Raw genomic sequence first — 25,893 nt, 5'->3', positions numbered from 1 at the left:
CATTAGTAATTTTATGAAAATCTAGTTTTTTTATTAATATAAATAATTAAGAGCAGTCACGTCATTAGAATTGAAAGCACCTGTTTCGCTTCCGTTAAAACAAGCTCTCATATATGAAGTACTGTCGTATCCTGTAGGAGTTCCCGGAATATGAACAGCTCCTATACCTGCAGTACCTTCATTTGTATTTTGCCCACAGCTTTGACGGCTGAACCAGTCAGTATGTCTGAAACCAATACAGTGACCAATTTCATGAGCAATTACGTGTGAATTTAAAGCAGATGAATAGTTATCCAAACCGGCAAAAATCTGTACCCATTTGTAAGGCGCACCTCCCGAAGGGAAACCTGCCTGTCCTCCGGCACCCGTTTGACTAGGCTCTCTGTATACAACTATATCAGCATTTGTACTTGTAGCAAATGATAAAGTAAAACGGATTGAAAGCCCTAGGTTATTGTATCTGTTAATAGCCGACTGAAGTCCGTTACGCATATTAGTAGTTAATGCATTAGAACCTCCTGTGTAACCAATAACGCTGATAGTTCTTGGCGCCGCCACCAAGTTTGTTGTTCTGTATTGTTCTGAAGTTATACCTCCGTACATTTCCATGTTATTCAAATGCTCTTTAGACATAGCGATACAACCTTCAACAAGGTAACCGTCTTCTTTAGATCCATCTAAATTAGTTTTTGAAAAAGGAGTCACTCCATAAGTATTCAGTGATAAAGATGAAATTTTTGACAAAACTTCTTTACTTACTTCACTTTTTGTTTCTACCTGTGTTTCATCGTCTTTTTGACAAGAAAATAATGTTGCTGCTATTAAAAGAATAGCGATGTTTGGTTTTAAAAATTTCATTGTAAAATTTGTTTTTTAGTTTGTAATTTTCATAAAATCATACGAATTAAATAAAATTTTTCTTACAAAATTAAATTATTTCAAAAACGAAATTCTTTTTAACAAATGAAATTGAAAGTGTTATAATTTAGAGTTTTTTCTTACAATTCATTAAAAATCATATATTTGGAAAAATTGTAACCAAGAACCAATATGAAACCCTTGCAGATACTACTTTTTTTATGGCTTCAAATTATATATTCACAGGAAACAAATTCTTACAGGCAGTATGTTGTCAAAAAAAGTGATGTAAAAAGCGATTATTTTATCTGCAGCTACACAACGGCGAAACTTAACAAATACCAGATCATCAATAGGGTAGACAAAAACAGCTGTGTTGTCCATACTGGTACCGCTGTAAACAAAACTGAAGGTTTAACAGGCTTGGACAACAAATGGAAAATCCACTATTTAAAAAAGAGCGGAAAAACAAAAAACTATACATTACATACATTAAAAAACGAAAATATTGTCAAACTGCTTAAGCAAGATAAAATCCAGCACACAGTAAAAAATCAATCCTGTATCATTATAACCTGTGACTACAATTACGTGAAAAAACTGATTGATTTTGAAGACGTTTACAACATACTCGAAGAAACTCAAAAATCAGCACCGGAATCAAAAATCAGAGACCAAAACTTTACAGTCAACAATATCAATAAAGCGATTAAAAACTTTTCTCATCTTTCGGGAAATAACAGAAAAATAGGTTTAAAGGACAACAATATCAACCCAAAGGACATTGATTTACTGAACAAAGTTCATTTCACAAATCAAGGTGAAAACAGTTCGGTTCACGGGACAGACATGGCCACCATAATGTGCGGTACAGGGAATTCAGGGATACAAGGAAAAGGAGTTGCCAATCAGGCATCAGTCCAATTCTCGAATGTTACAGATTTATATGCAGAAGACAGCAACCCTCAGAATTTCCAGACTCAAAACCACTCATACGGAACGGTTATTGAGGAATTTTATGGCTCTCTTGCACAATCATATGACGAAAAAATTCACGCTTCAAAATACAGCACCCACATATTCTCTGTTGGAAACGAAGGAACAAAAGGCTTTAAAACAATAACCGGAAATTTCAAACAGGCAAAAAACATTCTTACAATAGGAGCAGTAAATCTAACCGAAACCATTACCTCTTTTTCTTCCAAAGGACCGGCATACGACGGAAGAATCAAACCCGAATTGGTTGCTTACAGCGAAACCGGCACTTCAAATGCCACTGTTATAGTTTCCGGTCTTAGCGTACTTTTACAGGAAGAATTCCAAAATAAAAACAACAGACTTTTAAAAAACGCCACTCTAAAAGCAATTCTAATTAATGCTGCCAAAGATTTAGGAAACAAAGGACCTGATTACACATACGGATTCGGAAACATAGATGCTTATAAAAGTTTGCAGACCATAAACAACAACACTGTAATTGAATCATCTGTTATACAAAATGAAATCAAAATCTTTCCCATTACTATATCTGAAGATACTAAAAAAACCAAATTCACTATAGTTTGGGATGATCTGCCGGCTGTACCCGGTTCTTCATTGGCTTTGATAAACAATCTGGAAATTACAGTAACAGATGAAAACAACAATAAATTCCTGCCTTATACATTAAACCCGAATAATCCGGAACAGCCGGCAACCACAGGAACAGAATACTTAAACAACATTAAACAAATTGAGATAGAAAATCTTCAGCCCGGCAATTACACTATTGAAGTAACAGGCAAAGATATCATGGAAAACAATCAGGAATTTTCAATTGCTTATCTTACCGAATCCAAAAACCTCTTTGAATGGAACTATCCAACCGCAAATGATAATTTTCCTTATGACGGTAAAACCTATTCTCCTTTTAAATGGTATTCCAATATCACAAACCAAACAGGTGAACTATACATTTCGTATGATAACGGCCTGAACTGGCAGCTGATCAACAATACAATCAACATAAACACCGGACAGTATGCTTTTATTCCTGAAAACAAAATATGCGGTATTGCTAAACTAAAAATGAAAATCAACAATACTGAATATACTTCCCCTTCATTCATAATCTCCTACGACCTTAACCTAAACACAACCCTGGCCTGCAATAATATGACAGAAATGACATGGGAAAACAACACAAAAAACGGATTTAAAATATACGAGTTAGCAGACAATGAAATGAAGTACAAAGAAACTGTCAGTCAAAACTATTACACTTTTACAGGATATAATATTCATACAGTAACCCCAGTCATAGACGCTTTTGAGGGAATAAAAAGCGAATCAACTTTACCAACAGAGCCCGATTCCAAATGCTATTTCGAATATATCAGATCTGAGACATCAAATCAAAACATACAAATCGAAGCCAGTTTATTCAGCATTCTGAACATTGAGAAAATCGAAATTTTCAAAATAGAAAAAAATCAAAAGACAATTTTAAATGCAATCGAAACCAATTTTGAAAAATTATTCCTGATTAATGATTTGAATCCAGATATAGGAGAGAATTACTATCAGATAAAAATCACATTACATGATGGCAAAACTTATGAATCCGATATAGTAAATACATTTTTTATGGGACAGAACAACTATTTGGTCTATCCAACTGTATTCCAATCTGATTCAGTAAATATCATCACCAAAGACGAACAGGCTTTGCCTGTTTCAGTACAGATTTACAACACGTCAGGACAAATGATAAAAAGCAGGATTTTATCTTCTGTAAATGACAACATACATCTCAATGACCTACAAACCGGCGTGTATCTATACAAACTTCAGTCTGAAATAAAAAAAGAAAACAAATCTACAGGTAAACTAGTTAAACTCTAGTACTGTCATGGCTGTGGGTCTCTATACCGTTGTTCCACAGTACTAAAATATCTGTTGCCACTGCAGCACCGCTTCCTGAGGCAATTGCCAACTGGCTTCTGTGACCGGCCAAAGTTCCACATACATAAATGCCTTCAGCTACTTTATGGTCATTGTTTTTGAGCTGTATTCTTTGTTTTTCAGGAAGTGATTTTTTATGCGGCTCTACATATTGATTAAGCCCTTCAATATTAAACAGATTGGAAGAACCTATACCAACAACTATATTTCTGGCTTGATAATCATTCTTGTTTGTAACAATATTAAAACCATTCTCAAGCGATAAAACCTCAAGAACTTTTTCACCTGCTATCTGGTCAACATGCGGATAAGAATCCTTTAATTGTTTAATAGATTCGACAAGCAAATCGGCTCCTAATGTACCTGCAGGAATGCCATAAGCATTATAAAAAACAGCATCTTGTAATGAAGATGCTTTTTGATGGGTAATGATACCAATTTTTTTATCCTTAACAAAGGACTTTTTATGAGCCGAACCTAAAACCATAGCACAGGATGTTCCGGAAACACCTCCGCCTATGACAAGAACATCATACATTTACGAATGCTTTTTTAATTTGTTATCAATTGATTTTGAGATGTTGAATATAAGCAAGATTACAATTGCGCACAAAATAGCCAATATACCAATCAACGCAATCAAACTATCACCTTCAAATAAGTTTTTAAAATCAAGCATAAACACATTGATACCTATCAATACTACTGAAAGTGCTACGATTATGTATGTAAAAATTTTCATTTTTATGGGATTTATTGGACAAAGTTACATTTTTTACCCCTAAACAAACAACCCTTTAACATTAGCAGCAAATAATTTAACAGCAATAGCCAGTAAAACAACTCCAAAAACTTTACGAACCACACCTAAACCTGTTGGTCCCAATAATTTTTCAATTCTCCCGGATAGTTTTAAAACAGCATATACAATAATAATATTTAAAAGTATGGCAACCACTATATTAATCGACTGGTATTCTGAACGGAGCGAAAGCAGCGTAGTCATTGTCCCGGCACCGGCAATTAAAGGAAAAGCAAGCGGTACAATACTGGCCGTTTTTGGTTCCTCATCTTTATAAATACTAATTCCCAGTATCATTTCGAGCGACAAAAAGAAAAGCACAATTGAACCCGCAACAGCAAAAGATTTCACGTCAACACCAATAAATTTAAGCATCTCTTCTCCTACAAACAAAAAGGTAATCATAATCAGACCGGAAACCACACTGGCTCTTTCGGCATGAATATGCCCTATTTTATTTCGCAGGTCAACAATAATAGGAATAGTACCTACAATATCTATTACCGCAAATAAAACCATACCAACAGTAAAGACTTCTTTCCAATCAAAATTCATAATTACGCTTTTAACAAATGTAAGGATTTTTTTATTCTTAAGGACAGATTAAGGAATTCCGATAGATTCTTGTAGTCCTGATTTCAGATTTCGTAACAAAAGAAGTACCTTTGCAAAAAAATAAAAAATGTTTCAATTAGGCAAAACCATAGTATCCGAAGATATTCTCGAAAAAGAATTTGTATGCAATCTAACCGCTTGTAAAGGGGCTTGTTGTATAGATGGTGATGCCGGAGCTCCGTTATTGAAGGAAGAAACTTCAATTCTTGAAGAAATCTACCCTAAAGTAAAACCGTTTTTACGACCGGAAGGTATTGCAGCTATTGAGGAGCAGGGTACTTGGGTTGTTGACAAAGACAACGAATTAGGCACTCCTTTAATTGACAACAAAGACTGCGCCTATGTTATTTTTGACGGCCAAACCGCACTTTGCGGAATTGAGCAAGCCTACAACCAAGGTTTAATTGACTGGAAAAAACCGGTATCCTGTCATTTATACCCAATCCGTATAAAAGAATTCAGCAGTTTTCAGGCTGTAAATTATGACCGATGGGACATTTGCAGCGATGCCTGTTCGTTAGGCAAAGAACTTCAGGTTCCGGTCTATAAATTTGTAAAAGAAGCCCTCATCAGACGTTTTGGAAATGAGTGGTATGAAGAACTGGAACAAGTTGCAAAAGAACTTAAAAAATAGCCCGTTTCTTTTTTTTGAAAAGGCCTTATTTTTCAATGCTTAACAAAAAATTCACTTTTTAAGTTATTGATTTTCAGAGGTATAAATAAATCATTCCGAAAGCTTTGATTTTAAAGGAATGTTAAAAACTCAGGGTAATTGTGAATAACTAAATCTTTCTTTTTTGCGTACAAATTTGAATCTTTGTAGTTCCCAATTGCATAAACAATCAAATAATTTTTAAACTATAATTCCTCATATAGCTATGGCTACTATTGAACCCATTTTACAAGAAAACAAAGATCGTTTTGTAATCTTCCCTATCAAGCATCATGATATCTGGGAATGGTACAAAAAAATGGAAGCAAGCTTCTGGACTGCAGAAGAGATTGACTTGCACCAAGACCTTACTGATTGGAACTCAAAGCTAAATGATGACGAAAAATACTTCATCAAACATATTTTAGCGTTTTTTGCCGCTTCTGACGGAATTGTAAACGAAAACTTGGCTGAAAACTTCGTAAATGAGGTACAATATCCGGAAGCTAAATTCTTTTACGGTTTCCAGATCATGATGGAAAACATCCATAGCGAAACCTATTCTTTATTGATTGACACTTATGTTAAGGATGATGCTGAGAAAAACGAGCTATTCCACGCTATAGAGGTGTTTCCTGCCATCAGAAAAAAAGCGGAATGGGCTTTAAAATGGATTGAATCAGATTCTTTTGCTGAACGTTTAATTGCTTTTGCCGCTGTAGAAGGAATTTTCTTCTCCGGTGCGTTTTGTTCAATTTACTGGTTAAAGAAACGTGGTTTGATGCCGGGACTAACCTTCTCTAACGAATTGATTTCCCGCGATGAAGGCGTTCACTGTGATTTTGCAGTCCACTTGCACAATCACCATTTAGTAAACAAAGTTTCTAAAACCAGAATTTCAGAAATTATTGTAGATGCTTTAAATATTGAACGCGAGTTCATCACCGAATCACTTCCAGTAAGTTTAATAGGTATGAATTCTACTTTAATGACTCAGTATTTAGAATTCGTAGCCGACAGATTATTGGTAGAATTAGGCTGTGCAAAAGTATTCAACGCTAATAATCCATTCGATTTTATGGACATGATATCATTACAGGGAAAAACCAACTTTTTTGAAAAACGTGTAGCAGAATATCAAAAAGCGGGTGTAATGAACAATGACACTGATTCAAACAAAATCAGTTTCGACGCTGATTTTTAATTTGAAATTATTTCAGACTATTCAAATAAAACAACTATTGGTTTTAAAGACTTAAACCAATGTTTATTCATTTCAAGATTATAATTGCTGGTTGAGGCTCTCGAAACCGGCAATCAAAAAAAACACCCATTAGTAATAGTCGGGAGACTGGTGTTTATTCATTAATTATTAACTCGAAAACAGAGAAGGGATTGTCTGTTTTCACAAACTAACAAACTATGTACGTAGTAAAAAGAGACGGGCACAAAGAGCCTGTAATGTTCGACAAAATCACAGACAGAATCAAGAAACTGTGTTATGGTTTAAACGATATGGTAGACGCTGTAAAAGTGGCTATGCGTGTAATTGAAGGATTATACGATGGTGTTACCACATCAGAACTTGACAACCTTGCAGCTGAAACTGCAGCGGCAATGACGGTAACGCATCCAGATTATGCGCAGCTTGCGGCAAGAATTGCTATTTCAAACCTGCACAAAAACACAAAAAAATCGTTCTCAGAAACCATGAACGATATGTTTCACTATGTGAACCCAAGAACAGGTCAGGAAGCACCTCTTCTTTCGGAAGAAGTTCACAAAGTGATTATGGAAAATGCAGAGTTTTTAGACTCGCATGTGATTTACAATCGTGACTTTAACTACGATTACTTCGGATTTAAAACACTGGAACGTTCTTATTTACTAAAAATCAATGGTAAAATTGTAGAACGTCCTCAACATATGCTGATGCGTGTTTCTGTAGGAATACATTTAGACAACCTTGAAGCGGTTATTGAAACGTATGAGTTGATGTCTAAAAAATTCTTTACTCACGCTACACCTACACTTTTCAATTCCGGAACACCAAAACCGCAAATGTCCTCTTGTTTCCTTTTAGCAATGCAGGATGACAGTATTGACGGAATTTATGATACTTTAAAATCAACTGCTAAAATTTCACAATCAGCAGGAGGAATCGGCTTATCAATTCATAATGTCCGTGCTACAGGATCTTACATCCGCGGCACAAACGGAACTTCAAACGGGATCGTACCAATGTTACGTGTATTTAACGACACTGCCCGTTATGTAGATCAAGGTGGAGGAAAACGTAAAGGAAGTTTCGCTGTTTACATTGAAACATGGCATGCTGATATCATGGATTTCCTTGACTTAAAAAAGAATCACGGTAAAGAAGAAATGCGTGCACGTGATTTATTTTACGCAATGTGGACATCTGACTTGTTCATGAAACGTGTTGAAACTGATGACAAATGGACTTTAATGTGTCCTAATGAATGTCCGGGATTATATGATGTTTATGGTGACGAATTTGAAGCTTTGTATGCCAAATACGAAAACGAAGGCCGTGGACGCAAGACCATCAAAGCACGTGAGTTATGGGAAAAAATTCTGGAATCGCAAATCGAAACCGGAACTCCTTACATGCTTTACAAAGATGCGGCTAACCGTAAATCAAATCAAAAGAATTTAGGAACTATCCGTTCTTCAAATTTATGTACTGAAATTATGGAGTACACATCAGCAGATGAGATTGCTGTATGTAATTTAGCTTCATTATCATTACCTATGTTTGTTGAAAATAATGAGTTCAATCACGAATTATTATACAAAGTTACCAAACGTGTAACACGCAACCTGAACAAGGTTATCGACAGAAATTACTATCCTGTAAAAGAAGCCGAAAACTCTAATATGCGTCACCGCCCTATAGGTCTTGGTGTACAAGGTTTGGCGGATGCTTTCATTTTATTACGCATGCCGTTTACAAGTGATGAAGCAAAAAAATTAAACCAGGAAATCTTCGAAACCATGTATTTTGCTGCAGTAACAGCTTCGATGGAAATGGCAAAAGAAGAAGGCGCTTACTCAACATTTGCAGGTTCTCCCATTTCACAAGGGGAATTCCAACACAACCTTTGGGGAGTAAAAGATGAAGAATTATCAGGACGTTGGGACTGGGCATCATTACGCAAGGAAGTTATGGAGCACGGAGTACGTAACTCGTTATTGATGGCACCTATGCCTACGGCTTCTACTTCACAGATTCTTGGAAACAACGAAGCTTTTGAACCATATACTTCAAACATCTATACACGAAGAGTACTTTCAGGTGAGTTTATTGTAGTAAACAAGCACCTATTGGAAGACCTTGTAAAACGTGGCCTTTGGAATGAAGAATTAAAACAGGAAATCATGCGCCACAACGGTTCAGTACAAAACATCGAACGTATTCCGCACGATTTAAAAGAGCTATACAAAACTGTATGGGAAATGTCGATGAAAGACATCATTGATATGTCCCGTCACCGTGGTTATTTTATTGACCAGTCACAATCGTTAAACCTTTTCATGGAAGGTGCAACGTTTGCAAAACTTACATCAATGCATTTCTATGCCTGGAAATCAGGTTTAAAAACAGGCATGTATTATTTAAGAACCAAAGCAGCGGTAGACGCAATTAAGTTCACATTAAACAATGAGAAAAAAGCAGAACCCACTAAGATTGAACCCACTGAAGTTGAAGTAGTAGCTCCTGAAGGAGAATTGACTGCTGATGAGTTCAGAGCAATGATAGAACGTTCCCGCAACGCAGGCCCGGAAGACTGCGAAATGTGCGGATCATAAGAATTTTAGAATTTAAAAACAGAAACAGCTATCTTCGGATGGCTGTTTTAATTTAAAGTATGAATAAAATAAACTTTCCAAAATTTCTATTAGCAAGTAAAAACATCAGAATTGTTAATTTTTTAATTGATCTTTTTTGCGTGAAAATTCTACTCACAATTTTTTTTCATTTAACAGAATTAGTTTCAAACGGCAATAGAGTAACAAATTGGTATTACACATTAGATGTTTATGAATTATTTTTAGCAAATTCGATTTTCATTTTTATTTATTACTCAACAACAGAAACTATACTTCAAAGAAGTATTTCTAAATTTATCACGAAAACCATAGTAGTTAATTCCAATGGAGAAAAACCTGCAAAAATTGAAATTCTGGCGAGGAGTACCTTAAGGATTATACCTTTTGAATATTTAACTTTTTTAAGAGGTAGAAAATTAGGACTACATGATGAATACTCATCAACATTTGTTGTTAAAAAAAATAAATTAGACTTTTATTTGAAAGAAAATAAAAACACGTAACAATAAAAGATAATACCATACATTTTAACCAAGTTGGATTTTAATAACATTGCAAAGCAATTTGTACCTTTGAGGATTAAAGCAAATAATCATGTCAAAAGAAAAAGAAAAAGGAGTTTATACTGGAATTATTGAAAAAGACAGCGACGGGAATTATTTCTGCGGTGAATATCTTTTGGATTACAAATATACCGAAGCGAACTTCAAAGTGGGAGATGAAATCAATATCAAAACTGTTATTGAAAATCCAAGTGATAAAAGTTACGATAAATATCCAAAAAAATCAAGAAATTTCTTTCTATCAAACAACAAATAATGAAACTGTTCCGCACCAACTCTGATAATCCAGACTTCAAATGCCTTTCAGGTTTATTTGATGAATATTTAGTGGACATTGATGGCGAACAAAGAGATTTCTTTGCACATTATAACAATAAATTTCTGGAACATGTTGTAGTGGTATATGAAAACGGACAGGCCATAGCTTGCGGAGGGTTCAAAGAATACGATCAGGAAACAGCCGAAATCAAACGGATGTTTGTACATCCTGACCAAAGAGGAAAAGGCGTGGCAACATTAATTTTAAACGAAATAGAAAACTGGGCTAAAGAATGCGGCTATCATAATTTTATACTTGAAACCTCTCCAAAATTAGAAAGTGCCATTGTACTATACAAAAAATCGGGTTATCACTTAATACCAAATTATGGCCAATACATTGGGGTAGAAAACAGCATCTGCATGAAGAAAGAAAAGTAAATTTCCTATCTTCGAAACTTCAAAAAATGTTTCGCTCAAGAAAACCTAAGCGAAAACTTCAAAATCAACAAACTAAAACCCTATGATGAACTGGGAACAACTTCTATCTTTAAAACGCCAAGGCGACACCAGTAAACGTTTACGCAAAGAACAAGACGATACAAGATTAGGCTTTGAAGTCGATTATGACCGAGTAATATTTTCGGCTGCCTTTAGAAGTTTACAGGATAAAACTCAGGTTATCCCTCTTTCTAAAACCGATTTCGTGCATACACGGTTAACCCACAGTCTGGAGGTTTCGGTTGTGGGACGTTCGTTAGGACGCTTAGTAGGAAAAAAAATTTTGGAGAAATACCCATATCTGCAGGAAATCCACGGTTACCAAGCCAATGATTTCGGAGCAATTGTTGCAGCCGCGGCACTAGCGCATGATATAGGAAATCCTCCTTTTGGCCATTCAGGAGAAAAAGCCATCGGTGAATATTTCTCGATTGGCAACGGACTGAAATTCAAAGACCAGTTAACAGAAAAAGAATGGCAGGATTTAATCGATTTTGAAGGAAATGCCAATGGATTTTCGGTTTTAACAAGCTCACGACCTGGCGTGGAAGGCGGTTTACGTTTGACTTACGCCACTTTAGGAGCTTTTATGAAATACCCGAAAGAAAGTCTGCCTAAAAAACCAACTTCAAATATTGCAGATAAAAAATACGGCTTCTTCCAACAGGACAAAAATTTCTTCAAAGAAGTTGCCGAAGAATTAGGTTTGATAGTTAATAAATCAGGAAATGACATTGGTTACGAACGTCATCCGCTTGCTTACCTTGTTGAAGCCGCTGATGACATTTGTTATACAATAATAGATTTTGAAGACGGAATCAATTTAGGCTTGGTTTCTGAAGATTATGCCCTGGAATATCTAATAAAATTGGTTAAAGATTCCATTGACACCTCAAAATACAATGCTCTGACCACAAAAGAAGACCGAATCAGTTACCTGCGTGCCCTGGCAATAGGAAGTTTGATTAATGATGCTGTAAATGTATTTATTGAAAATGAGGAATTAATTTTACAAGGAAAGTTTCCTTATGCTTTAACCGATAAATCAAAATACAATGCTCAAATGAATGATATTATCAATTTGAGCGTCAAAAACATCTACCAAAGCCGCGAAGTAATTGAAAAAGAAATTAACGGCTATCAGATAATCAATAACCTACTGGACAAATTTATTACTGCCTACAACAACAAATTTGAAGGTAAAGAAACCAATCTGGACAAGCTTTTATTGAAAATCCTGCCTGAAAAACACAGTCTGGAAAAAGAAACGCTTTACGAAAGATTATTGCATATTTCACATTTTGTCTCGATGCTGACTGATGGTAATGCCCTATTGTTCAGTAAGATGATTTCTACAAAAAATTGATTTATTTTGTTAAAATCCTGATATTTTAAAAACCTTTCATATTTTTGCTTCCCAATTTAAAAACAAAACTATAATTTATGATGAAAAAACTACTTTTAACCCTTACAATTTTAGTAGTTTTCAGCCCTGCTTATTCACAACAAAACAATAAAGTTGAGAGTAAACAAAAGAAAACATATACTAAAAAGCAAATCAAAGAAATTCGAAAAAAACATGAATTTCATCTTGCAAACAACAAAATCAATAAATATTTCAACATTTCAAGGTCTGAGAGAAAAGCTGCCGGCCTTCCTCCTAATCAATATTTTGAGCAGGAATGGTTACTTACAATGAATCCTGAAAAAGGGTATCCTACACCGGAAAATCTTAACAAAATACGTGAAGAACTAAAAAATAAAAGAACTGAGAGTCCTTCTCAAAGAATTCCTGGAGACGCTACTGACAACAATTGGATAGAAAGGGGCCCAAACAACGTAGGTGGACGAACCAGAGCAATAATTTTCGATCCGAGCGACACCAATTACAATACAGTAATTGCAGGCGGTGTAAGTGGCGGATTATGGAAAAATACGAACATTTCGAATTCAAATTCTACATGGAGTCGAATTACATCTTTCCCTGAACATATAAATGTGCAAAATATAGCAATAGACCCTAACAACACCAACACATGGTATGTAGGAACAGGAGAATCTTATGTTGCTGGCGATGTAAACGGTAATGGTATATGGAAAACAACTGATAATGGAAACACCTGGGCAAGAGTTTTTGGAGGTGGAGCCGTGACCAGCGAAATAAAAAAACTTTACAAATTAGAAATCACATCACCTTCTAACACGAATGTAATTAACACTTATACAACAGGATTAGCAACATGGCCTGGTGGCGCAATTAACTCTGAAATTACTGCACCTATAGTATTAGTTAACGACGGAACAGCTCCTACAGATGACGGCTGTACCGTTTCTTCTGAAAATTACTCAGGCAAAATAGTTTTGATAAGAAGAGGTACTTGCTCATTTGAGTCAAAATCTGTAAATGCACAAACAAAAGGCGCCTTAGGGGTCATTATAATTAATAATGTTGCCGGCGGAGGTGTATTCAATATGGCTGAAGACGCTGCGGTAACAGGAACTGTACCTACCATAATGATATCCAAAGAAGATGGTGATTTACTTATCAACAACTTATCCAACCTAACAGGAAAATTCAAAACAGCCGCTCCAAACGACTTTTCAGGTCTGGAAATAAGCGGTATCAATTTCATTAATGATATTGTTGTGAAGAACAATTCAGGAAACTCAGAAATTTACGCAGCTGTTGGTGATGGTTATTATTCAGAATCCAGAGACGGAGCATTATTTGACGCAACTAAATTTGGATTATACAAATCTACAAACGGTGGCTCAACATGGACTAAATTAAACTTACCAAATAGTCCGGCAAATCGTCCAACCTGCCCAAATGACATTGAAATAGGAATTGACGGCAACATTTGGGTTTCTTCTACTGACAGCTGGACCTTTGGAGATGGAGGAGGAAGAGTATTTTCTTCTCAGGACAATGGCACTACATTCCAATTGAAACATTCTGTAGTTGGATACACAAGTGGTACAAAAGGAACAGGCGGAACTGGATCCAGAGTCGAAATAGAAACTTCAAATACTAATGCAAACACGGTTTATGTTTTATCACAACTAAAAAACATGACACCTAATGCTACAACAGAAGCAGCATGGGAAATCAAACTTGAAAAAACAACTGATAAATTCGCTACCACACCGAGTGTAATAACACTCCCAACAAGTGTTTACTCAAGCGGTCCTAATAATCCATCAAGGGAATATATTGCTGGATTTACAGGGTACCAAGCTTTTTATGATCTGATGATAGAATCAAGTCCAACTAATGACGCAACGATTTTCATTGGAGGTATAGATCTTTTCAGATCTACAAATAGCGGAGGTACATGGACACAAATTTCTCGTTGGCAAGAAAACGTTCATTCAGACCAACATGCTTTAACTTTCAAACCTGGCTCACCAAATATCGGAGTTTTTGGCAATGATGGAGGCATATATTATTGTGGCAGTCTGTCTACGGCTTCAGGAACTTCTACGACCGCAATAACAAGCAGAAATAATGGTTTCAACGTAACTCAATTTGTTGGAGTTGCAGTTGCTCCAAGAGGCATCGCTTCCACAACAAATGATTTTTTTGTTGCCGGATCCCAAGATAACGGCTCTCAGTATTTCCCTTCAACATTAAGCACATCAGCCGGAGCAACCGGATTAACCGGAAGTTATGAGATTCAAGGTGGTGACGGAGGTAAACCTTTATTCAAACAAAACGGAACAACTGTCAGCAATACTTACTACATTACAAATTACACCAACAACAACAGAATGTATGCAAGAAATCTTGACGGCAGTATAAAAAGTACTCTATCTAATGAAAATAGCAGTTTAGGTTTATTTTACCCTGCCATGAGTTTAGATTCTACAAACGATATAGTATATTCTGAGGCAACGGATACAAATACAAGTCCCACAACATTTCAAATAAGAAGATATACTAATTATTTAAGTTCAACTGCTACAGTTACAGCATTAACAAGTACTTCCCTGACAACTTATGCAACTACCCTATCAAATGGAAAATCAAATCCAAACACACTTTATATCGGAACAATGAGTGGCAGGTTATTAAAACTTGATAACGCAAACACAGCAACAAGTCCTTTTACACCTACAAACATTACAGGTTCTGGATTCATAGGAAGTGTTTCAGACATAGAATTTGGCTTAAATGACAACCAAATTTTTGTGACTATGCACAACTATGGTGTTAATAATATTTGGTATACATCAAATGGAGGAACCAATTGGTACAAATTAGATGGTAATCTACCCGATTTACCAGTAAAATGTATTTTACAGAATCCCTTAAACTCTGCTGAAATTATGATTGGAACTGATTTAGGTGTATGGTATGCCAATACATTCAACCCAAGTGGGACATCTGATCAAAATTTAGACTGGAAACAATCTTACAACGGAATGAGCAATGTAAAAGTTACTGATTTAGATTTACAGCCAAATTCACCAACTGCACCAACTGCATACAACGTTTTTGCAGCAACTTATGGAAGAGGCGTTTTCTCCGGAGCTTTATCAGCGACTTTATCAAATCCTAAAAACGAAATTGCTGACAATCATATTAAAGTTTACCCTACAATAAGCAATGGAAACGTAACCATTACATCAGAAAAAACCTATGGAGACACTAAGGTTGAACTATTTGACATTTCGGGTAAAAATATATATAACAGTATTATCAATATCAGTGGTAATTCACAGGAAATCAACTTTGGCAAACTTAGCACCGGAAACTACATTTTAAAAGTTTCAGGGAAAGGATTTCAGGGAACACAAAAACTAATCATTCGATAATTTCATATTGAAAACCACAAAAAACTCCGCTTTTCAGCGGAGTTTTTCTTTTATAAAGTCTTAAAGTATTCTATTAAATTATCGGCGTCAATTTTACAAAGTTGCTGCAATTGATTCACTGTACCCTGCTCTATAAATTCATCCGGAATTCCCAGTTTTTTAATCGATAACGAATAATCGTGTTCTAGAAAAAAACTGCTTATCAAACTGCCAAAACCGCCATTCACAACACCTTCTTCAATGGTAATTATTTTTTTGTATTTTCTGCCAATTTCATGAAGTGCCTTTTCATCTAATGGCTTTACAAACGGAAAATGATAATGGGCTGGTTTATTTTCGCTTATACTTCCCAATGCTTTGATTACATTGTTGCCAATAGTCCCTGTTGACAAAACTGCTGTATCATCGCCTTCCTTCAAACACACTGCTTTTCCAATTTCAATTTTTTCAAATGGTTTTTGCCAATCTTTAACAAAACCTCTTCCGCGGGGGTAACGAATTGATATTGGATGCTCCAAGCCCAACTGAGCCGTATACATCAAATTTCTGAGCTCAATTTCATTTAAAGGGGCAGTTATAATTAAATTTGGAATACAACTTAAATAAGCCAAATCAAATACTCCATGGTGAGTGGCACCGTCTTCACCCACAAATCCTGCACGATCCAAACAAAAAACTACAGGTAAATCCTGCAAAACCACATCATGAATAACCTGATCGTAAGCTCTTTGCAAAAAGGTAGAATACACATTACAAAAAACTGTCATCCCTTGTGTTGCCATTCCTGCAGAAAATGTAACAGCATGTTGCTCTGCAATTCCAACATCAAAAGCTCTGTCCGGAAATGCTTCCATCATAAACTTCATCGAAGACCCTGAAGGCATTGCTGGAGTCACTCCTATTATTTTATCATTTTTTTCAGCCAATTCAACTAAAGCATGCCCAAAAACATCCTGAAATTTTGGAGGTAAACCATCCTCTTCTTTAGGGTAAATCTTCCCTGTTTCGGGATCAAACTTTCCCGGGGCATGATACTTAACCTGATTTTCTTCAGCCAATGTAAGCCCTTTCCCTTTTGTGGTAATAACATGAAGAAATTTAGGGCCTTTTACATTTTTAAGGCGATTCAATTCGGTAATTAATCCGTTTAAATCATGTCCGTCAATAGGCCCTGAATAATCAAAATTCAAAGCTTTGAAAATATTATTTTCTTCGTGAAGATTCCCTTCCTTAAAAGATGTTAAATATTCTTTTAATGCGCCAACACTTGGATCGATACCTATAGCATTATCATTCAGGATAACCAACACATTGGCATCAGTATCACCGGCATGATTTAAAGCTTCAAACGCCATTCCCGATGCAATGGAAGCATCACCAATTACGGCAATATGCTGTTTTTCATTTTCCCCTTTTAACTTGGAAGCCATAGCCATTCCCAGCACTGCAGAAATAGAAGTTGAAGAATGTCCCACCCCAAAAGTATCATAAACACTCTCACTCCGTTTAGGAAATCCTGAAATTCCATTAAAATCTCTGTTGGTATGAAAGACATCTCTCCTGCCCGTTAGAATTTTATGTCCGTAAGCCTGATGTCCAACATCCCAAACCAGCAAATCATTGGGTGTATTAAAAACGTAATGCAGTGCAATTGTCAATTCCACCACACCCAAACTTGCTCCTAAATGCCCTTCTTTCTGAGAAATAACTTCGATAATAAAATTACGCAGTTCCTGAGCTAAGTCAGGAAGTTGGGATAGTTCCAATTTTTTTAAATCGGAAGGAGAATCTATGGAATGTAATAATTTGCCTTTCATGAAAGACAAATTTAATCCATTTAAATCAATTATTACTCTTTATGTTACCATGAATAGAATCTATCTGCTCATCATGAATTTCAGGCAATATCATTCCCACTGTAACACCATTAAGTTCAATTTCTTTCCAATCTTCTGGTTTAACAAATTTAGATTCTACTTTTTTAGGCGGAGGAGGAGGCAAATGTACTTTACCTGAATCAGACTGATTGTTTTTCGCTTTCCCCACCAAAACATCTGTTGCTAACGTATCGCTTTCCCTATTACTTGAATCATCCTCAATCGCGATTTCTCCCACTGTCTGCCCATTATGGTTTTTACAACTAAATAACGTTGTTCCCATTACCACAAAAAGCATCAATAAGAACGTTTTATTAAAACTTCTTTTTTTGTACAGTATCGATTGAGGAACTGTAAAAACTTGTTGTTTCATCAGTTGATCATCTCTAAAGCGCCCGCAAACTCTTTGATCTTTATTTTGGCTCAAATACTCGTTAATTTTTTCGTTGCAGGATGACGTAAAATCGACTACTGTTTTTGAACAGACTGAACAGAAACGTCCTTTTCTTCTTGACTCATTCTGTTCCAATCTTCGTGACAGGGCTTTGGAATAGAGAATTTAACATTGCTTTTCATAGAATGGTGTTTAGTTTTCCAAAATGCACAAAAATTGTTCCAATATTGTACTTTTGTTCTTATGGAAAACATTTTCACTGACGAATATTTCATGAAGAAGGCGCTTCAGGAAGCCGAAACTGCTTTTGAAAAAGGCGAAATACCTGTAGGAGCGGTAATAGTTGTTGACAACCGAATAATTGCCCGAAGCCATAATCTTACCGAAATGCTCAATGATGTTACCGCTCATGCCGAAATGCAGGCCATTACTGCTTCAGCAAATTTTCTGGGCGGAAAATATCTTAAAGGCTGTACACTTTATGTTACACTCGAGCCCTGCCAGATGTGTGCCGGAGCTTTGTACTGGAGTCAGATTTCTAAAATCGTATATGGCGCCACTGACGAAAGCAGAGGTTACAAATCCATGGGTGGAAAATTGCATCCAAAAACCGAAGTAGTTTCCGGGATTATGGAAAATGAATGTGCTTCTTTAATGAAAGATTTTTTTAAGAAAAGAAGATAAACCGTTAAAATTTCAAATCATAAATTTCAACAATCAAAACCGCTCAACATTCGAACAAATTAGATATAAAAAAACCGCTCCTAAAAGGAGCGGTGTAACATTCCGGTAATCTTAAATAATTATATATTATCCGATAACAACTACATCAGTAGCTACTTTACCTTTACGTCCATCTTCTTCGTTGTACGAAACTTTTTGTCCTTCTTTAAGTTCTTTACCGCCTGTTGCAGTAATGTGAACAAAGATGTCTGCTCCTGTTTCGTCGTTTGTAATGAATCCAAAACCTTTAGACTCTACAAAAAATTTCACTTTGCCTGTTAGCATTTTAAAAAAATAAATGTTAATAATATCCCAAAGATAATCTTTTTGTTGAGACTTAAAAGTTTTTATCATTGATTTTCAAGAAAATATTTTAGGACTGCCGATTTTTCAAAATATTTTTTATCTGACTGATATGCCTCAAGTTATGATTAATCACAAACCGGAAAGTATCTCCCAGTTTAATACGCAGCCATCGTGCTATGCTGATTTTTATATGGATTTTATTTAAATTATGTTTATGGCTTTGCTCCAATAAATCCAGAATTTTCATCTGTTGCCCAATAAAAACATCTATTACCTGAACAGACAATGAAGTTCCAAGCGGGTTTTTGTCTTTAAAAGTTTTCATCGGTTTCATCTTGGCACCGGGAAGCATGCTGTTAGCAAAATAATTGCCCAACCAGCCTGATTTGAAAAACCTTTCTGATGGAAAATTGGATTTATTGAGTTGCATTTTAATTTCAGGAAGATAATAATCCCCGTAACGGTTTAAATGTTCCAAACATTCCAGAACATTCCATGAATTATTGTCTTTGCGGTACCGAAGTGTATTCTCGTCTAAAAACTTCAGTTCCTCAGCAAATTTTATATTTTCCTTAGTAAGTTTTTCTAAGTCTTGAATGAGCTTATCAGATTCTATTTTCATGAGTACGTTTTTATTACAAAGTAAAAAACATAAAATCTGAAAACCTTTGATATAAATCAAGATTTTTTAAGTCGGGAAAGAGTCTCAGGCGACATTCTTAAGTAACTCGCTATTAATCCATGCGGAATTTTCTGAAACACTTTTGGACTTCTGTTTAAAACACGTAAATAACGTTCTTTTGAAGAAGCCGTCAATAAATCAATTTCACGTTCCATCTGCTGTGTAATGAGATTCTCTAAAATAGCATTCCAAAGCTTCAGATGGGTAACATCTTTTTCAATGAACTGGGTAAATAATAGTTTAGGAATAACTAAAACTTCACACTGTTTAATCGCCTGAATATATAACTTAGAAGGCTTATGAGTTAAAAATGAGTCTAAGGCTACTACAAAATTATTTTGGTAGCCAAATCGTATGATTTGCTCATCATCATTAATAAAAACGGAAACCTTAAGGCTTCCGTCTTTTATATAATAAATATTAGTATCTATAGAATTTTCTTCTTTAAGCAACTCATTACGTTTGAGCTTTATGGCTTTCTCGAACAAATCATGTTCAGAAAAAAGTTTATAGAGCTGCTCCTCAAAATTCATTTATTGCAAATTCAATTGGATAAACAATTCATCTAATTGCTTATTATCAATCGTTGAAGGCGCATCAATCATGACATCACGACCCGAATTGTTTTTAGGGAAAGCGATAAAATCCCTAATTGTTTCCTGACCTCCTAAAATTGCCACCAAACGATCTAAACCAAATGCCAAACCTCCATGTGGCGGCGCACCATATTGAAACGCATTCATTAAGAAACCAAATTGGTTTTCAGCCTCTTCTTTAGTGAATCCAAGAAGTTCAAACATTCTAGCCTGTAAATCCTTATCATGAATACGGATTGAACCTCCGCCAATTTCATTACCATTCAACACCATATCATAAGCATTTGCTCTGATTTTCCCTGGCTCCGTAGTAATTAAATGAATATCTTCCGGCTTTGGCGATGTAAACGGATGGTGCATTGCATGGTATCTTTCGCTTTCTTCATCCCATTCCAACAATGGAAAATCCACAACCCAAAGCGGTGCAAACTCATCCGGTTTACGTAATCCTAAACGAGTTGCCACTTCCATACGAAGTGCACTTAATTGTGTGCGGGTTTTGTTTGCAGGACCTGACAATACAAAAATTATATCTCCTTGCTTAGCACCTGTAGCCTCTGCCCATTTTTTTAAATCTTCCTGATCATAAAACTTATCTACCGAAGATTTCAAACTTCCATCAGCCTCATACTTACAGTACACCATTCCCGAAGCTCCAACCTGAGGACGTTTTACCCAATCAATTAAAGCATCTATTTCTTTACGGGTATAAGAAGCCCCGCCTGGAACAGCAATACCAACAACCAATTCTGCTGCATTAAAAACACCAAAATCTTTATGTTGTGCTACTGCGTTCAACTCCCCGAATTCCATTCCAAAACGGATATCTGGTTTGTCATTACCATAGGTTTTCATGGCATAATCATAGGTAATTCTTGGAAATTCAGCTACTTCTATCCCTTTTAATTCTTTTAACAAATGACGCGTTAAGCCTTCAAACATATTAATTATATCTTCCTGCTCCACAAAAGCCATTTCACAGTCAATTTGAGTAAACTCCGGTTGGCGGTCAGCACGTAAATCTTCATCACGGAAACATTTCACAATTTGGAAATATTTATCCATACCCCCTACCATCAACAATTGCTTGAATGTTTGCGGAGATTGTGGCAAGGCATAAAACTGCCCAGGATTCATTCGTGATGGCACAACGAAATCACGGGCTCCTTCCGGCGTTGATTTAATTAAATAAGGTGTTTCAACCTCACAAAAACCTTGATTAGAAAGATAATTACGTACTTCCTGTGCTACTTTATGGCGGAACAACAAACTATTTTTAACAGGATTACGACGAATATCAAGATAACGATATTTCATACGGATATCTTCTCCCCCATCCGTTTCATCTTCAATTGTAAAAGGAGGTGTTATCGCTTGATTTAAAATTGTCAATTCAGAAACCAAAATCTCAATATCACCGGTAGCCATATTTGGATTTTTAGATTCACGTTCAATCACTTTACCTTTTACCTGAATAACAAATTCACGCCCTAATGTTTTAGCTAATTCAAAAACAGCTTTATCAGTGCGGCTTTCGTCGAAAATCAATTGGGTAATTCCGTAACGGTCGCGTAAATCGACCCAAATCATAAAACCTTTATCACGTGATTTTTGAACCCATCCGGCAAGGGTAACTTCTGTATTGATATGTGAAGCGTTCAATTCGCCACAAGTATGACTTCTGTACATTTTCTAAAAATTTGAATGCAAAAATACTATTTTAAAAGCTAATTTCTTTTTATATAAACACAGAAATTAACATATTTTTTCAATAAGACGTTTCAATTACTTTTATTTTTACGTCCATAATATACATCAACTAAAAAAACATGAAAAAAATTGTTCTTGGATTACTCACTATAACCAGTCTTTCATTGACTGCACAAGTAGATTTCACAATGAATGCAGCAAATAAACCCAGTGATTCATTGTTGATTAGAAGTCGTACTTTCTCTAAATTGATTGTTGCCGATAAAAACGGTGAATTCAAATCCAAATTAGATGTAACCGATGGTTTTTACCAACTTAAATTGGGTGAACAAGTCACTAATTTATATTTAAAAAACGGAAACGATTTAAAAGCAACTTTAGACTATAACAATTTTGACGCTTCATTGGTTTATACAGGTAAAGGAGCCAAAGAAAATAATTTTATAGCAAAACGACTGGCATCACAAAACGACAAAGATTATGACGCAGCAATGAATGCAGGTGATGAAGCGCAGCTTACTGCCGAAATAAACAAAATAAAAGAAAAAACATTTAGTTCAATCCCGAAAGGTTTAGACGAAAATTTCACAAACCTTTTCAAAAAAAGCACTGAAGCCGAGTTAGCCGGACTTGAAAAATATATCAAACAATCTTTTGGGCTAAAAAAATTAAACGGAACGAATTCTCCAAGTTTCAATTATGAAAATCACAAAGGCGGCACAACCAAACTAGAAGATTTTAAAGGAAAATATGTTTATATTGACGTATGGGCAACTTGGTGCGGTCCCTGTAGAGCTGAAATTCCGTCTTTAAAAAAGACTGAAGAAGCCTACCATGGCAAAAACATTGAATTTGTAAGTATTTCTATTGATCAGCAAAAAGATCATGAGAAATGGAAAAAATTTGTAACCGAGAAACAATTGGGCGGGGTACAATTAATGGCAGATAAAGATTGGAATTCAGACTTTGCCAAAAGCTACGGAATTACAGGAATTCCAAGATTCATATTAATTGGTCCTGATGGGAAAATCGTCAATGCTGATGCTCCAAGACCTTCTTCACCAGAATTAACAAGACTTCTTGATTCTGTAGTAAAATAAACTAAAAACGCCCAAACATAAGTTTGGGCGTTTTTTTTAATTATCATAACTACGCTACAATCTTTACTTTATCTTTTCAATAGCCTTTCTTTGCTCCATTGCATTAGGATGCTTATTTTCACATTTTTGAACACCTTCGGGATAAAGGTTTTTTATAAAATCATTAAAATCTTCACAGTTTTTAAAAATATTGAATTCTGAATTTTTAAAATCCCAGACAACACCTTTACCATAAATCAAGGTTTGGGCAAGAGCACCTCCAGAAGCACCGCCAACAGCACCATAAGCCAATCCCTGAGCCCATTGGTTTGCCAAATTTACTTCAGTGTAAAAATAATTTTCTCCTCCTATTAATACCCGAACGAAACTATTAGGAAAATCGTTTGTTTGTGCTCTATCTGTCTTGTTTCGATTGTCTAAAATAGCTTTTATTTGAAAATACAGATGACCTTTATAGGAAACAGCAAATACATTTTTCACTTTATCAATAGAATCAGCATAAAAAAAGAAACAATTGTGCTCAATAGTTGTTAACAAAGGCTTATCAAAACCATACAAACCTCGAGGACTTACTCTAGCTCTTTTTGATGGTTTTTTATTTATAAACTCTTCTTTTGTCAGGTAGATACCCTCTGGATAACGAGGTTTAAAAAGTGTGTCGTTTTTTTCTTTCTCAAGTTCTCGTTTTTTTGCTTCAATATCTTTGGCAATCAGATTTTGGTTCCCATAAACAATTTCACCCTTCTCATTTTCGATAAGTTTAATCGAACTTTTCATATATCTAAACTCCGAATTAGTTGAGATATTAATAAAAACTACTTCATTCCCTTCATAATGAAGCTTTCTAAAATCCATTCTTTGACCTGACAACACGGTTATCTTCCCTTTATCCAAAGGCTCATTTTGAGCAAAAACATTGTTGAAAAACTGAAAGAAAAGTAAAATAAGTAAAATTCTCATCATCATAGATTCCTTAAAATAAAAAAGCCCAAACTTTCGTTTGAGCTTCTTGTGCGGGTGATAGGACTCGAACCTACACGCCTTGCGGCACCAGATCCTAAGTCTGGCACGTCTACCAATTTCGCCACACCCGCAGAAATTGTGAGTGCAAATATAGACATATTTTTTAAATTCCAAACAGCAAATCATAAATTTCCAATTTATTTTTTCAGAAAAGCAAAATTGGGTTTTGGAATTTAGAAATTGGACTTTCATTTTCCTATCTTTGACTTTTACTATATAAACTAAAAATGGAAAATATAAAACAGTACGTTCAGGAAAACAAAGAACGTTTTTTAAATGAATTAATCGATTTATTAAAAATACCTTCAGTAAGTGCTGACAGTGCTTATGCTCAAGATGTAATAGACACAGCAAATGCCGTTAAAGCAAGTCTGGAAAAAGCAGGATGCGATGTTGTTGAATTATGTGAAACTCCCGGCTACCCTATTGTTTACGGAGAAAAAATAATTGATAAAAATCTGCCAACGGTTTTAGTGTACGGACATTACGATGTACAACCGGCAGATCCAATTGAATTATGGGATTCCCCTCCTTTTGAACCTGTAATCAAAAAAACAGATTTACACCCTGAAGGTGCAATATTTGCACGCGGTGCCTGCGACGACAAAGGACAGATGTATATGCATGTAAAAGCATTTGAATACATGATTCAAAACAACTGCCTGCCTTGTAACGTAAAATTCATGATTGAAGGTGAAGAGGAAGTTGGTTCAAAAAGTTTAGGTTGGTTTGTAGAAAGAAACCAACACAAATTAGCCAATGACGTAATTTTGATTTCAGACACAGGAATGATTTCAAACCAACAACCATCGATAACAACAGGTTTACGCGGTTTAAGTTATGTAGAAGTTGAAGTTACCGGTCCAAACCGTGATTTACACTCAGGCTTATACGGAGGTGCGGTTGCCAACCCTATTAATGTACTGACTAAAATGATTGCTTCATTACATGATGAAAACAATCACATTACCATCCCGGGTTTTTACGACAAAGTAGCAGAACTTTCAAAAGAAGAAAGAGCTCAAATGGCAAAACGCCCGTTCAGTCAGGAAGCATATAACAAAGCATTGGATATTGCTGAAGAATATGGTGAGACAGGTTATACAACCAACGAAAGAAACTCAATCCGTCCGACACTGGATGTAAACGGAATTTGGGGCGGTTATACAGGCGAAGGTGCAAAAACAGTAATTGCAAGTAAAGCCTTCGCTAAAATTTCAATGCGTTTAGTACCTAATCAGGACTGGGAGGAAATCACCGAATTATTCCAAAAACATTTTGAAAGTATTGCTCCAAAAGCAGTTAAAGTAAAAGTTACACCTCACCACGGAGGTCAAGGTTATGTTACCCCTATTGACAGTATTGGTTATCAGGCGGCAGCCAAAGCATACCAAGACTCTTTTGGCGTAGAACCTATACCGGTACGTTCAGGCGGAAGTATTCCTATTGTAGCATTATTTGAAAAAGAATTAAAATCCAAAACAATCATGATGGGATTTGGACTGGACAGCGATGCTATTCACTCACCAAACGAACATTATGGAATTTTCAACTACTTGAAAGGAATTGAAACCATTCCTTTATTCTACAAGTATTTTACAGAAATGAATAAATAAG

Annotated in this window: 23 protein-coding genes and 1 tRNA gene; 12 read left to right on the top strand and 12 right to left on the bottom strand. The window is 35.6% G+C overall.

Annotated features, from left to right (window positions below; all coding sequences use genetic code 11):
* Positions 1-33 precede the first annotated feature (33 nt).
* Positions 34-858 (bottom strand): M57 family metalloprotease, encoded by an 825-nt coding sequence (locus tag EZM65_RS04975; RefSeq protein ID WP_136667443.1) that lies wholly within the window; start codon positions 856-858, stop codon positions 34-36.
* A gap of 201 nt (positions 859-1,059) precedes the next feature.
* On the opposite strand from EZM65_RS04975, the gene EZM65_RS04970 reads away from it, so the two are divergent.
* On the top strand, positions 1,060-3,741 hold the full coding sequence (locus EZM65_RS04970) for a S8 family peptidase (RefSeq protein ID WP_169051636.1): 2,682 nt from the start codon (positions 1,060-1,062) through the stop codon (positions 3,739-3,741).
* Here the strand turns inward: EZM65_RS04970 and EZM65_RS04965 are convergent.
* From EZM65_RS04965 to EZM65_RS04955, 3 genes are read right to left on the bottom strand one after another with little or no spacing between them, the layout of a single operon-like run.
* Positions 3,731-4,339, bottom strand: a complete 609-nt coding sequence (locus EZM65_RS04965; RefSeq protein WP_136667441.1) for an FAD-dependent oxidoreductase — start codon at positions 4,337-4,339, stop codon at positions 3,731-3,733. The genes EZM65_RS04970 and EZM65_RS04965 overlap by 11 nt on opposite strands.
* Positions 4,340-4,543 carry a hypothetical protein gene (locus EZM65_RS04960; RefSeq protein WP_136667440.1) on the bottom strand — a complete coding sequence of 68 codons (204 nt, stop codon included), beginning with the start codon at positions 4,541-4,543 and terminating at the stop codon, positions 4,340-4,342. It abuts the gene before it with no gap.
* A gap of 39 nt (positions 4,544-4,582) precedes the next feature.
* On the bottom strand, positions 4,583-5,158 hold the full coding sequence (locus tag EZM65_RS04955) for a MarC family protein (RefSeq protein WP_211196193.1): 576 nt from the start codon (positions 5,156-5,158) through the stop codon (positions 4,583-4,585).
* A gap of 127 nt (positions 5,159-5,285) precedes the next feature.
* Between EZM65_RS04955 and EZM65_RS04950 the strand changes: the two genes are divergently transcribed.
* The 8 genes from EZM65_RS04950 to EZM65_RS04915 all read left to right on the top strand — a co-directional run bounded on the left by EZM65_RS04950 (position 5,286) and on the right by EZM65_RS04915 (position 15,865).
* Positions 5,286-5,852 carry a DUF3109 family protein gene (locus EZM65_RS04950; protein WP_136667438.1) on the top strand — a complete coding sequence of 189 codons (567 nt, stop codon included), beginning with the start codon at positions 5,286-5,288 and terminating at the stop codon, positions 5,850-5,852.
* 244 nt (positions 5,853-6,096) lie between these two features.
* The gene (locus EZM65_RS04945; protein ID WP_136667437.1) at positions 6,097-7,074 is read left to right on the top strand and encodes a ribonucleotide-diphosphate reductase subunit beta; all 978 of its coding nucleotides are present in this window, start codon (positions 6,097-6,099) and stop codon (positions 7,072-7,074) included.
* A 218-nt stretch (positions 7,075-7,292) separates the two neighbouring features.
* On the top strand, positions 7,293-9,704 hold the full coding sequence (locus EZM65_RS04940; RefSeq protein WP_136667436.1) for a ribonucleoside-diphosphate reductase subunit alpha: 2,412 nt from the start codon (positions 7,293-7,295) through the stop codon (positions 9,702-9,704).
* 59 nt (positions 9,705-9,763) lie between these two features.
* On the top strand, positions 9,764-10,228 hold the full coding sequence (locus EZM65_RS04935; RefSeq protein WP_136667435.1) for an RDD family protein: 465 nt from the start codon (positions 9,764-9,766) through the stop codon (positions 10,226-10,228).
* Between the two features lie 91 nt (positions 10,229-10,319).
* The gene (locus EZM65_RS04930) at positions 10,320-10,544 is read left to right on the top strand and encodes a hypothetical protein (RefSeq protein ID WP_136667434.1); all 225 of its coding nucleotides are present in this window, start codon (positions 10,320-10,322) and stop codon (positions 10,542-10,544) included.
* Positions 10,544-10,987 (top strand): GNAT family N-acetyltransferase, encoded by a 444-nt coding sequence (locus EZM65_RS04925; protein ID WP_371682986.1) that lies wholly within the window; start codon positions 10,544-10,546, stop codon positions 10,985-10,987. Before EZM65_RS04930 ends, EZM65_RS04925 begins: the two co-directional genes overlap by 1 nt.
* A gap of 85 nt (positions 10,988-11,072) precedes the next feature.
* A complete protein-coding gene (locus tag EZM65_RS04920; RefSeq protein ID WP_136667524.1) occupies positions 11,073-12,413 on the top strand; it encodes a deoxyguanosinetriphosphate triphosphohydrolase in 1,341 nt (446 codons plus the stop codon).
* 77 nt (positions 12,414-12,490) lie between these two features.
* On the top strand, positions 12,491-15,865 hold the full coding sequence (locus EZM65_RS04915; RefSeq protein ID WP_136667432.1) for a PA domain-containing protein: 3,375 nt from the start codon (positions 12,491-12,493) through the stop codon (positions 15,863-15,865).
* A gap of 50 nt (positions 15,866-15,915) precedes the next feature.
* On the opposite strand, the gene EZM65_RS04910 is transcribed toward EZM65_RS04915, so the two are convergent.
* The gene (locus EZM65_RS04910; protein ID WP_136667431.1) at positions 15,916-17,682 is read right to left on the bottom strand and encodes a 1-deoxy-D-xylulose-5-phosphate synthase; all 1,767 of its coding nucleotides are present in this window, start codon (positions 17,680-17,682) and stop codon (positions 15,916-15,918) included.
* 25 nt (positions 17,683-17,707) lie between these two features.
* Positions 17,708-18,115: a hypothetical protein gene (locus tag EZM65_RS04905; protein ID WP_136667430.1), complete on the bottom strand. Its 408-nt coding sequence runs from the start codon at positions 18,113-18,115 to the stop codon at positions 17,708-17,710.
* 264 nt (positions 18,116-18,379) lie between these two features.
* On the opposite strand from EZM65_RS04905, the gene EZM65_RS04900 reads away from it, so the two are divergent.
* Positions 18,380-18,820: a nucleoside deaminase gene (locus EZM65_RS04900; RefSeq protein WP_136667429.1), complete on the top strand. Its 441-nt coding sequence runs from the start codon at positions 18,380-18,382 to the stop codon at positions 18,818-18,820.
* A 126-nt stretch (positions 18,821-18,946) separates the two neighbouring features.
* On the opposite strand, the gene EZM65_RS04895 is transcribed toward EZM65_RS04900, so the two are convergent.
* The 4 genes from EZM65_RS04895 to aspS form a co-directional block, all read right to left on the bottom strand.
* Positions 18,947-19,144, bottom strand: a complete 198-nt coding sequence (locus EZM65_RS04895) for a cold-shock protein (RefSeq protein ID WP_136667428.1) — start codon at positions 19,142-19,144, stop codon at positions 18,947-18,949.
* An 88-nt stretch (positions 19,145-19,232) separates the two neighbouring features.
* The gene (locus tag EZM65_RS04890; RefSeq protein WP_136667427.1) at positions 19,233-19,787 is read right to left on the bottom strand and encodes a DinB family protein; all 555 of its coding nucleotides are present in this window, start codon (positions 19,785-19,787) and stop codon (positions 19,233-19,235) included.
* Between the two features lie 56 nt (positions 19,788-19,843).
* Entirely contained in the window at positions 19,844-20,380 is a 537-nt protein-coding gene (locus EZM65_RS04885; protein WP_136667426.1) for a Crp/Fnr family transcriptional regulator, read from the bottom strand.
* Positions 20,381-22,132, bottom strand: a complete 1,752-nt coding sequence (gene aspS / locus EZM65_RS04880; protein WP_136667425.1) for an aspartate--tRNA ligase — start codon at positions 22,130-22,132, stop codon at positions 20,381-20,383.
* Positions 22,133-22,272: 140 nt separating this feature from the next.
* Between aspS and EZM65_RS04875 the strand changes: the two genes are divergently transcribed.
* Positions 22,273-23,253: a TlpA disulfide reductase family protein gene (locus EZM65_RS04875; protein WP_136667424.1), complete on the top strand. Its 981-nt coding sequence runs from the start codon at positions 22,273-22,275 to the stop codon at positions 23,251-23,253.
* Positions 23,254-23,316: 63 nt separating this feature from the next.
* Here the strand turns inward: EZM65_RS04875 and EZM65_RS04870 are convergent, their stop codons facing one another.
* A complete protein-coding gene (locus tag EZM65_RS04870) occupies positions 23,317-24,213 on the bottom strand; it encodes a hypothetical protein (RefSeq protein ID WP_136667423.1) in 897 nt (298 codons plus the stop codon).
* A gap of 52 nt (positions 24,214-24,265) precedes the next feature.
* Positions 24,266-24,347: transfer RNA gene (locus EZM65_RS04865), tRNA-Leu, on the bottom strand.
* Positions 24,348-24,503: 156 nt separating this feature from the next.
* Between EZM65_RS04865 and EZM65_RS04860 the strand changes: the two genes are divergently transcribed.
* Positions 24,504-25,892 (top strand): dipeptidase, encoded by a 1,389-nt coding sequence (locus EZM65_RS04860; protein ID WP_136667422.1) that lies wholly within the window; start codon positions 24,504-24,506, stop codon positions 25,890-25,892.
* The last annotated feature ends 1 nt before the right edge of the window (position 25,893 follow it).

Source organism: Flavobacterium sp. H122 (assembly GCF_004959765.1).
Classification (GTDB): domain Bacteria; phylum Bacteroidota; class Bacteroidia; order Flavobacteriales; family Flavobacteriaceae; genus Flavobacterium.
The sequence above is the reverse complement of the archived record's forward strand: the minus strand, read 5'-3'. Positions and strand labels throughout refer to the sequence as shown.

Excerpts from the sequence above, each read along its gene's own strand:
- EZM65_RS04975 (WP_136667443.1), bottom strand. The coding sequence starts at position 858 with ATGAAATTTTTAAAACCAAACATCGCTATTCTTTTAATAGCAGCAACA.
- EZM65_RS04965 (WP_136667441.1), bottom strand. The coding sequence starts at position 4,339 with ATGTATGATGTTCTTGTCATAGGCGGAGGTGTTTCCGGAACATCCTGT.
- EZM65_RS04960 (WP_136667440.1), bottom strand. The coding sequence starts at position 4,543 with ATGAAAATTTTTACATACATAATCGTAGCACTTTCAGTAGTATTGATA.
- EZM65_RS04955 (WP_211196193.1), bottom strand. The coding sequence starts at position 5,158 with ATGAATTTTGATTGGAAAGAAGTCTTTACTGTTGGTATGGTTTTATTT.
- EZM65_RS04950 (WP_136667438.1), top strand. The coding sequence starts at position 5,286 with ATGTTTCAATTAGGCAAAACCATAGTATCCGAAGATATTCTCGAAAAA.
- EZM65_RS04945 (WP_136667437.1), top strand. The coding sequence starts at position 6,097 with ATGGCTACTATTGAACCCATTTTACAAGAAAACAAAGATCGTTTTGTA.
- EZM65_RS04940 (WP_136667436.1), top strand. The coding sequence starts at position 7,293 with ATGTACGTAGTAAAAAGAGACGGGCACAAAGAGCCTGTAATGTTCGAC.
- EZM65_RS04935 (WP_136667435.1), top strand. The coding sequence starts at position 9,764 with ATGAATAAAATAAACTTTCCAAAATTTCTATTAGCAAGTAAAAACATC.
- EZM65_RS04930 (WP_136667434.1), top strand. The coding sequence starts at position 10,320 with ATGTCAAAAGAAAAAGAAAAAGGAGTTTATACTGGAATTATTGAAAAA.
- EZM65_RS04925 (WP_371682986.1), top strand. The coding sequence starts at position 10,544 with ATGAAACTGTTCCGCACCAACTCTGATAATCCAGACTTCAAATGCCTT.
- EZM65_RS04920 (WP_136667524.1), top strand. The coding sequence starts at position 11,073 with ATGAACTGGGAACAACTTCTATCTTTAAAACGCCAAGGCGACACCAGT.
- EZM65_RS04915 (WP_136667432.1), top strand. The coding sequence starts at position 12,491 with ATGATGAAAAAACTACTTTTAACCCTTACAATTTTAGTAGTTTTCAGC.
- EZM65_RS04910 (WP_136667431.1), bottom strand. The coding sequence starts at position 17,682 with ATGAAAGGCAAATTATTACATTCCATAGATTCTCCTTCCGATTTAAAA.
- EZM65_RS04905 (WP_136667430.1), bottom strand. The coding sequence starts at position 18,115 with ATGAAACAACAAGTTTTTACAGTTCCTCAATCGATACTGTACAAAAAA.
- EZM65_RS04900 (WP_136667429.1), top strand. The coding sequence starts at position 18,380 with ATGGAAAACATTTTCACTGACGAATATTTCATGAAGAAGGCGCTTCAG.
- EZM65_RS04895 (WP_136667428.1), bottom strand. The coding sequence starts at position 19,144 with ATGCTAACAGGCAAAGTGAAATTTTTTGTAGAGTCTAAAGGTTTTGGA.
- EZM65_RS04890 (WP_136667427.1), bottom strand. The coding sequence starts at position 19,787 with ATGAAAATAGAATCTGATAAGCTCATTCAAGACTTAGAAAAACTTACT.
- EZM65_RS04885 (WP_136667426.1), bottom strand. The coding sequence starts at position 20,380 with ATGAATTTTGAGGAGCAGCTCTATAAACTTTTTTCTGAACATGATTTG.
- aspS (WP_136667425.1), bottom strand. The coding sequence starts at position 22,132 with ATGTACAGAAGTCATACTTGTGGCGAATTGAACGCTTCACATATCAAT.
- EZM65_RS04875 (WP_136667424.1), top strand. The coding sequence starts at position 22,273 with ATGAAAAAAATTGTTCTTGGATTACTCACTATAACCAGTCTTTCATTG.
- EZM65_RS04870 (WP_136667423.1), bottom strand. The coding sequence starts at position 24,213 with ATGAGAATTTTACTTATTTTACTTTTCTTTCAGTTTTTCAACAATGTT.
- EZM65_RS04860 (WP_136667422.1), top strand. The coding sequence starts at position 24,504 with ATGGAAAATATAAAACAGTACGTTCAGGAAAACAAAGAACGTTTTTTA.